We start from the raw sequence: 8,185 nt of genomic DNA on the forward strand, positions 1-8,185 counted from the left end.
AGGACGACGAGCGCCGCGACGGCGGCTTCTCGCTGTTCTACATGGGCATCAACCTCGGTGCGTTCGCCGGCCCGCTGCTGACCGGGGTGCTGCAGAAGAACTGGGGCTTCCACTACGGTTTCGGCCTGGCGGCGGCCGGGATGTTCCTCGGCCTGCTGCAGTACTCCGTCGGACGCCGCCGGCTGCCCGAGGAGACCCGGGTCGCGCCACACCCGCTCGCCGCGTCGGAGCGGATGCGTTGGGTCGCGCTCGCCGTGGTCGGCGTCGCCGTGGTGGCGCTGCTGGTGCTGCTCGACGTCATCACCGCCGACAACCTCTCGGACGTGGTCGTGGGCGTGACCGTGGTCGCCGCGATCGTGTACTTCGTCGTCATGCTCGCCAGCCGTGAGATCACCGCCGTCGAGCGCAGCCGTGTCTGGTCGTTCGTGCCGCTGTTCGTGGCCAACGCCGTGTTCTGGTCGCTCTACCAGCAGCAGTTCACCGTGGTGACGATCTACTCCGACAAGCGGCTGGACCGCGGGTTCCTCGGCTGGGAGATGCCGGTGTCCTGGGTGCAGTCGATCAACCCGGTCTTCATCATCCTGCTCGCCCCGGTGTTCGCCGCCGCATGGACCCGGCTCGGCTCGCGCCAGCCGTCGACACCGGTGAAGTTCGCGATCGGGACCGTGCTCATGGGCCTGGCGTTCCTGCTGTTCCTGCCCGTGCCGGGTGGCGAGAACACCGCGCCACTGCTGGCGCTGACCGGCATCTTGCTGGTGTTCACGCTCGCCGAGCTGTTCATCTCGCCGGTGGGCCTGTCGCTCTCGACCAAGCTCGCACCGCGCCGGTTCGCCACGCAGATGGTGGCGCTCTACTTCCTCTCGATCGCGCTCGGCACCGCGATGTCCGGCAAGCTGGCCGGCTACTACGACTGGCACGACGAGGGCGGCTACTTCCTCGTCCTCGGCCTGGCTGCGGTCGCCGTCGGCCTGGCGCTGCTGGCCGCCGTCAAGCCGATCCGGGCGCTGATGGCCGGCGTGCACTGACCAACGTGGCCACCCGGGGCGCGAACGCCGGCGCCAGCGGCACGATGCCCAGCACGAGCACCATCGGTACGGCGAAGCCGATCCGCAGCGAGTCCGCGCCGACGAGGCCGGTCAGCACCGAGCCGAGCAGCGCCCCGACGTAGTTGAACTGGTTGAAGCGAGCGATCACCGCGTCGACCCGCGCCTGCCGCACGGCCGGGTCGAAGGCCGCGCCGCCGTCGGGACCACCGGCGATCTTGGCCGCCGCCGAGAAGCTCAGGGGAGCGACCACCGCGACCCCGGCGCCGAGCAGGGCGAAGCCCAGCACCGCCACCTGCCAGTCGGGGGAGAACACCACGGTCGCGAGCGCGGCCGCCCCGAGCAGCGCCCCGGCGCGCAGCACCGGCACGACGCCGAAGCGGCGGACCAGCCCGTCCCCGGCCAACCGCACGGCGCCGCTGGCGAGCAGGTAGGTCAGCGCCGCGAGCGCGACGTACCGCTCGGGAGTGGGGAAGGTGTGGTCGAGGAAGAGCGGTCCCCAGGTCTGCACAGCGGTGTCGACCATGTAGAAGAGCACCATCGCCACGCCGACGAGCAGGATCGGCCGCCATGGCACGGCGACCTCGGTCGCGAGGTCCGTGGGCCCGTGGTCGCGCGGGAGGAACGGGGCGAACGCGATGAGCAACGGGATGACACCGACCGCCGCGTTCGCCTCGAGCGGCAGGTGGGAGGTGGCGAGGGTGACGGCCGCGCCGACGACCCCTCCGAGGGTCCACGCACCGTGCAGCGACGGCAGGATCGGGCGCTCGTAGCGGTGCTCGAGGGCCACGGCCTGCATGTTGGTGCTGGCGTCCACGACGCCGAGGCCGAAGCCGTACGTCGCGATGCCGGCCACGAAGACCCCGGTCGACGGCGCGGTGCACAGCACCGGTACGCCGGCGGCGACGACCAGCAGGCCGAGCCGGAGCAGCAGCGCGCTGTCGCGGCGCTTGGCGAGGGTCTCCGCGGCGACGGAGCCGGCGCCCGCGAGCAGGATCATCATCAGCAGGATCAGCGACAGCTGCACGTCGGAGAGGTGCCAGCGGTCCTGGAACTCGGGCAGGCGAGTCGTCAGGCTCAGCAGGATCAGGCCCTGGCTGAAGAATCCGGCCGCCGTCGCCAGGCGTGCCCGGGGGAGTTCCATGGGCGGCATCGTGGCACGGGTTGGCCCGAAATCGGTGCCGGTCGGGCCAACCTGGGCCACCATTCCGTGAGCACGTGCCTGACCAGCGGGCCTGCGGAGAAGAGGGACCATGGCGCGCACCGGGCAGCAGCTGCGACAGCGGACGGCCAAGGCGATGACCACGACCGCCGCCACGGCCACCACGTCGGCGCGGGCGGCGAACGCGCCCCGCTCGGGCCTCGGCGACCGGCTGCGCTACGCGTTCGACAACAGCATGTCGCGGGGCACGCCCGCGCTGATCGCCTGGCTCTGCGCGGTCACGCTGGCGCTGATCCTGGTCTTCACGGTGATCGTCTCCGTCTTCGGGCTGCGAGACGACGACGACCCGGCCCAGCCGTTCTTCCGCGACCTGATGCAGAACCTCTTCCACGCGCTCGACCCCGGGACGGTGGCCGGCGACGGGTTCAGCTCGTGGCGGTTCCTGCTGACGATGCTGGTGCTGACGATCGCCGGTCTGTTCATCGTGAGCGCGCTGATCGGCGTGATCGCGGCCGGCATCGACACCAAGCTCGCCGACCTGCGGCGCGGCCGCTCGATCGTGCTCGAGCGCGACCACACCGTGATCCTCGGCTGGTCGGACTCGATCTTCACGATCGTGCGGGAGCTGACGATCGCCAACGAGAGCCGTCGCAAGCCGGTCGTCGTGGTGCTCGCCGACCGCGACAAGGTCGAGATGGAGGAGGACCTGCGCGCCAAGGTGGAGGACTTCCGCGGGACCCGCGTGATCTGCCGCTCGGGATCGCCCATGGACCTCGACGACCTCGCGCTGAGCAGCCACGCGACCGCGCGCTCGGTGATCCTGCTCGCGCCGGAGGGCTCCGACGACCCCGACAGCGAGGTCATCAAGACGCTGCTCGCGCTGACCCACGCCGGCCCGGACGGACCGCGGATCGTCGCCGAGATCCGCAACCCGACCAACCTCGAGGCCGCTCGGCTCGTCGGCGCCGACCGGACCGTGCTCCTGGACATCCGCGAGACGGTCGCGAAGCTCGTCGTGCAGACCTCGCGCCAGTCGGGCGCTGCGGCGGTCTACACCGAGCTCTTCGACTACGACGGCGACGAGATCTACTTCCTCGAGGACCACCAGCTCGACGGAGCGACATACGCCGACGCGCAGCTGGCCTTCGAGCGCGCGTCCGTGATCGGTCTGATCGCCGACGGGGTGCCGACCCTCAACCCGCCGCCGGAGACCGTCATCGCCGGGCACACGCTCATCGTGGTCGCCGAGGACGACTCGACGCTCCGGGGCGAGCCGGACGCGACCGCGCGGCCGGACCTGGCGATGCTCGGCACCGCCGCGACGGCGGAGGACCGTCCGACCCAGGCGCTGCTGATCGGATGGAACGAGCGTGCCTCGATCGTCGTGCGCGAGCTCGACCACTACGCGCCGCCGGGCTCCACGCTGACCGTGCTGTCGTCGTACGACGTGCCGAGCGTCCCGGGCCTGCGCAACCTGGCCGTCACCTCGGTGCTCGGGCCGACCACGGACCGCGCGACGCTGGAGGCGCACGTGGTCGACGGCCTCGACCAGGTGATCGTGCTGTGCTACTCCGACGACCTGGCGCCGCAGGCCGCCGATGCCCGCACGCTGGTGACGCTCCTGCACGTGCGCGACATCCTCTCGCGCTTCGACGCGGCGACTCCGGTGGTCAGCGAGATGCTCGACGACCGCAACCGGGTGCTCGCGCAGGTCGCGCACGTCGACGACGTCGTCGTGAGCGGGGAGATCGTCAGCCTCCTGGTCACCCAGCTCTCGGAGGACCCGCGCCTGGAGCTCGTCTTCGGGCAGCTGCTCGGCAACGAGGGCAGCGAGATCTACCTGCGTCCGGCCGAGTGGTACGTCCAACCCGGCACCGAGGTGTCCTTCGCGACGATCGTCGCCGGCGCGACCCGACGCGGCGAGACCGCTCTCGGCTACAAGTCCGCCGCCCTGGCCGCCCCCGGCGAGTCGTTCGGCGTCCGCGTGAACCCGGCGAAGTCGGAGTCGTTCCGGGTCCTTGCCGGCGACTCGGTGGTCGTGCTCGCCGACGACTGAGCCGCGGCGATCACCGTTTGCCGGGCGCTGTTTGAATGGCCCGATGAACGAGCTCTGGCTGGTCCGGCACGGCGCCACCGAGTGGAGCGAGGCGGGCCGGCACACCTCCGTGACCGACCTGCCGCTCCTGCCTGAGGGGGAGGAGGTCGCGCGCGGCCTCGCGCCCCGCCTCGCCGACGTCGGTTTCGCCGAGGTCCGCACGAGCCCGCGGCTGCGGGCTCGCCGTACCGCCGAGCTGGCTGGCTTTCCCGACGCGGTGCTCGACGAGGATCTCGTCGAGTGGGCGTACGGCGACTACGAGGGCATCACTACCGAGGACATCCGCACGACCGTCCCGGGTTGGACGACGTGGACCCATCCCGCGCCCGGCGGTGAGAGCGCGGAGGAGATCACCCGGCGACTCGACCGCTTCATCGAGCACGCCCGCTCGGTCGATGGGCCGGTGCTCGCCTTCGGCCACGGGCACTCGCTGCGTGCGCTCGCCGCGCGCTGGCTCGAGCTCCCCGTCAGCGACGGCCGCCACTTCAAGCTCGACACCGCCACCGTCTCGGTGCTCGGCTGGGAGCGTGAGACGCCCGTCGTGCTGCGCTGGAACTCCTGAGCGGGCGGAGCCCGCCGACCGCTCTCCTCCGGAACTACCTACACATGTAGGTAGTTCCGCGAGACCACCTCGGTGCCACGGGCGAGCGGTCGCGGTGGTCGACCGGTAGCGTGGCCGGACCTTGTGCCCTTGACGCATCCAGGCGTGGTCAGCACCGTGGACGCATGTCGCTGGCGGCCAGCTGTGTGCGGTGCTCCGGTCCGGTGCTCGAGGCCCCGGACGACCCGGAGGGTCGCTGGGCCTGCCCCCAGCACGGGCTGACCCACGCGCTCTGGCACCCCGCGGAGACGACGTACGACACCTTCGCCGGGCACCTGGAGGTGTCGCGATCGTTCCCGAGCTACCTGCCGTGGCCGCTGAGCCCGGGGTGGAGCGTGACCGACTTCGCCGCGGTCGGTGACGCGCCCGGACGGGCGCGGGCCACGCTGACCTGCGTGACCGGCACGAGCGAGCTCGACGGGCCGGTGGACGTGCTGGTGGTGGCCGAGGAGGCCGGCACGGGGCTCGGCGCCCGCTGTGCGAGCACCCGGTACGACGACCCCGGCGCGGACATCGGCCATCGGCCGCCGTCCGCCCGGATCCGGATCGGCAGCCAGTCGGTCAGCCTGTGGGACATCTCGACCAGCAGCGCGGACGGGGAGTTCGACCGCTCGGTGGTGGCGGGGGAGGCCGGCGGTCGCTGGCTGTGGATCGTGCTGCGCCCGGCCTCGGCCCTGCTGCTGCTGCGCGACGACTGGATCCTGCGCGACGTCTCCCACCTCGGGCCGCAGCTGGTCGAGCTGCCCTTCGGAGGTCCGCGACCGACCTGGTGACCAGGCCCTAGGCTGCACTGATGCGGATCGATCTGCACACGCACTCGCGCGCCAGCGACGGCACGGACACCCCGGCCGGGCTCGTGCGGGCGGCCGCCGACGCGGGCATCGACGTGCTGGCGATCACCGACCACGACACGGCTGCGGGCTGGGCCGAGGCGGCTGGCGCGGCGGCCGAGGTGGGTGTCGAGCTGGTGCCCGGCATGGAGATCAGCGCCCGCCACCGCGGGCGCAGCGTGCACCTGCTGGCCTACCTGCCCGATCCGACGTACGCCCCGCTCACCGCGCAGCTCGACCTCGTGCTCAACGGCCGTGAGTCGCGGGTGCCGGTCATGATCGAGCGGCTCCGAGCGCTCGGCATCGACATCACCGCCGACGACGTACGCCGTGCCGCGGACGGGACGGCCGCCACCGGGCGGCCCCACGTCGCCGACGCCCTGGTGACCCTCGGCGTGGTGCGCGACCGTGACGAGGCGTTCGCGGAGTACCTCGGCTGGGGCAAGCCCGCGCACGTCGATCGCTACGCGGTGCCGCTGGTCGACGCGCTGCGCGTGGTGGCCGAGGCGGGCGGCGTGACGGTGATCGCCCACCCCTGGGGCCGGGGCGGCCTGGGCCGCCCCGACGACCAGGCGCTCGGGGAGCTGCAGGAGCTCGGACTGGCCGGCATCGAGGTCGACCACCAGGACCACGACGACCGGGCGCGGGCCCGGTTGCGAGCGATCGCGCGCGACCTCGGGCTGGTGGCGACGGGGTCGAGCGACTACCACGGCGACGGCAAGAACGACCACGAGCTCGGCTGCAACACCACGGCGCCGGAGGAGTACGCCCGGCTGCTGGAGCTCGCGGGGGAGGCCTCGCGCCGCTCGGGCCGGGTCACCCCGGCCGTGGTCGGCTGAGGTCTACTTGCGTCCGAGCGACTGGAACCGCTGCAGCACCCCGGTCGGCACCAGGCGCGCCACCGAGCTGATCACCTTGTACTGAGCGCCGGGGATCGAGAACACCTTGCCCTTCGCGTGGTCGGCCAGCGCCTGCGCGACCAGCTCGGCGGCGTCGAGCCACATGAAGTCGGGCGCGGAGTCGCGGCCGACCTGCATCCGCTCGTGGAACTCGGTCTTCGTGAACCCCGGGCACAGGCACGTCACGGTCACGCCCTGCGATCGGTACTCGTGGTGGGCCCACTCCGAGAAGCTGTTGACCCACGCCTTCGCCGCGCTGTAGGTGCCGCGCGGCAGGAACGACGCGACGCTGGAGACGTTGATGATGCCGCCGCTGCCGCGCTCGGTCATCGGACCGAGCGCCGCGTGGCTGAGCCGCAGCACCGCGGTCGTCAGGACGTCGAACATCGCCTGCTCGTCCTCGACGGAGTTGTCGAGGAAGCGCCGCTTCAGCCCGAAGCCCGCGTTGTTGACCAGCAGGTCGACCGGCCGCGCCGGGTCGGCGAGCCGGGCCTCGACCGCGGCCAGCTGCTCGCGGTCGGTGAGGTCGGCCGGCAGCACCTCCACGAGGACGCCGTACGTCGCGCGCAGCTCCTCGGCCTCCGCCTCGAGCCGCGCCGCGTCCCGGGCGACCAGGACCAGGTCGTAGCCCTGCTCGGCGAGCTGGTGGGCGAAGGAGCGTCCGATGCCCGCGGTGGGGCCGGTGACCAGCGCTGTTCTCGACATGAGAGAAGTCAAACAGGTGCCTGCGCGATCTGCGCGGGCACGTCCGGCATGATGGACGACACCATGACCACGACACTCGCGATCGCCAACCAGAAGGGCGGCGTCGCCAAGACGACCACCGTCGCCTCGGTCGGGGCGGCCCTCGCCGAGCTCGGTCACAGCGTGCTGCTCGTCGACCTCGACCCCCAGGCCTGCCTGACGTTCTCCCTCGGCATCGACCCCGAGGACCTCGAGCTGTCGGTGCACCACGTCCTCACCAAGGGCCTCGACCCGACCGAGGTGATCATCGAGACCGAGGACGGCGTCGACATCGTCCCGGCCACGATCGAGCTGGCCCGCGCCGAGGCCGAGCTGCTCACCCGCACCGGCCGCGAGCACGTGCTGAAGTCCATGATCGAGGCCCTCGAGGACGCCGAGCTCGACTACGACTGGGTGCTGCTCGACTGCCCGCCGTCCCTGGGTGTGCTCACCGTGGCCGCGCTGACCGCCGCCGACGGGGTCCTCATCCCGTTGCAGTGCGAGACGCTCTCCCACCGCGGGGTCGGGCAGCTCCTCGACACGGTCCACGACGTACGCCGCTTCACCAACCGGCGTCTCGAGGTCTGGGGCGTGCTGCCCACGCTGTACGACGGGCGCACCAACCACGCGCGCACGGTCCTCGAGACGATCTCGGACACCTACGACCTCGAGGTCGTCGAACCGCCGATCCCCAAGACGATCAAGTTCGCCGAGGCTCCCGCGGCGGGCCGCTCGATCCTGGCGACCAGCCGCAGCAGCAAGGGCGCCGCCGCCTACCGCGAGGTGGCCGAGAACCTCGTCACCCGCTCGCAGCGCCCGAAGGCGAAGGCCA

General features: G+C 72.0%; 8 protein-coding genes. 6 read left to right on the forward strand and 2 right to left on the reverse strand.

Translation table 11 applies throughout. The features are described 5' to 3' along the window. Positions 1-1,025: oligopeptide:H+ symporter (locus tag Q0L15_RS00850; protein ID WP_296601561.1), on the forward strand; the 1,025-nt coding region annotated here is incomplete at its 5' end. Here Q0L15_RS00850 and Q0L15_RS00855 read toward each other — a convergent pair. Then, entirely contained in the window at positions 988-2,187 is a 1,200-nt protein-coding gene (locus Q0L15_RS00855; protein WP_296601562.1) for an MFS transporter, read from the reverse strand. The two genes, Q0L15_RS00850 and Q0L15_RS00855, sit on opposite strands and share 38 nt — an antisense overlap. A gap of 109 nt (positions 2,188-2,296) precedes the next feature. Here Q0L15_RS00855 and Q0L15_RS00860 point away from each other — a divergent pair, with 109 nt between their 5' ends. From Q0L15_RS00860 to Q0L15_RS00875, 4 genes are all read left to right on the forward strand, one after another. After that, positions 2,297-4,261, forward strand: a complete 1,965-nt coding sequence (locus Q0L15_RS00860; protein ID WP_296601564.1) for an NAD-binding protein — start codon at positions 2,297-2,299, stop codon at positions 4,259-4,261. A gap of 43 nt (positions 4,262-4,304) precedes the next feature. Continuing rightward, a complete protein-coding gene (locus Q0L15_RS00865; protein WP_296601565.1) occupies positions 4,305-4,862 on the forward strand; it encodes a histidine phosphatase family protein in 558 nt (185 codons plus the stop codon). 164 nt (positions 4,863-5,026) lie between these two features. Beyond that, positions 5,027-5,674: a DUF6758 family protein gene (locus Q0L15_RS00870; protein WP_296601567.1), complete on the forward strand. Its 648-nt coding sequence runs from the start codon at positions 5,027-5,029 to the stop codon at positions 5,672-5,674. 20 nt (positions 5,675-5,694) lie between these two features. After that, a complete protein-coding gene (locus Q0L15_RS00875) occupies positions 5,695-6,570 on the forward strand; it encodes a PHP domain-containing protein (RefSeq protein WP_296601568.1) in 876 nt (291 codons plus the stop codon). Between the two features lie 3 nt (positions 6,571-6,573). Here Q0L15_RS00875 and Q0L15_RS00880 read toward each other — a convergent pair whose 3' ends face one another. Next, positions 6,574-7,335: an SDR family oxidoreductase gene (locus Q0L15_RS00880; RefSeq protein ID WP_296601569.1), complete on the reverse strand. Its 762-nt coding sequence runs from the start codon at positions 7,333-7,335 to the stop codon at positions 6,574-6,576. A 63-nt stretch (positions 7,336-7,398) separates the two neighbouring features. Between Q0L15_RS00880 and Q0L15_RS00885 the strand changes: the two genes are divergently transcribed. Next, the coding region (locus tag Q0L15_RS00885; protein ID WP_296601571.1) for a ParA family protein at positions 7,399-8,185 on the forward strand (787 nt) is incomplete at its 3' end.

Origin of the sequence: Nocardioides sp., assembly GCF_024509035.1 — a bacterium.
Lineage (GTDB): Bacteria > Actinomycetota > Actinomycetes > Propionibacteriales > Nocardioidaceae > Nocardioides.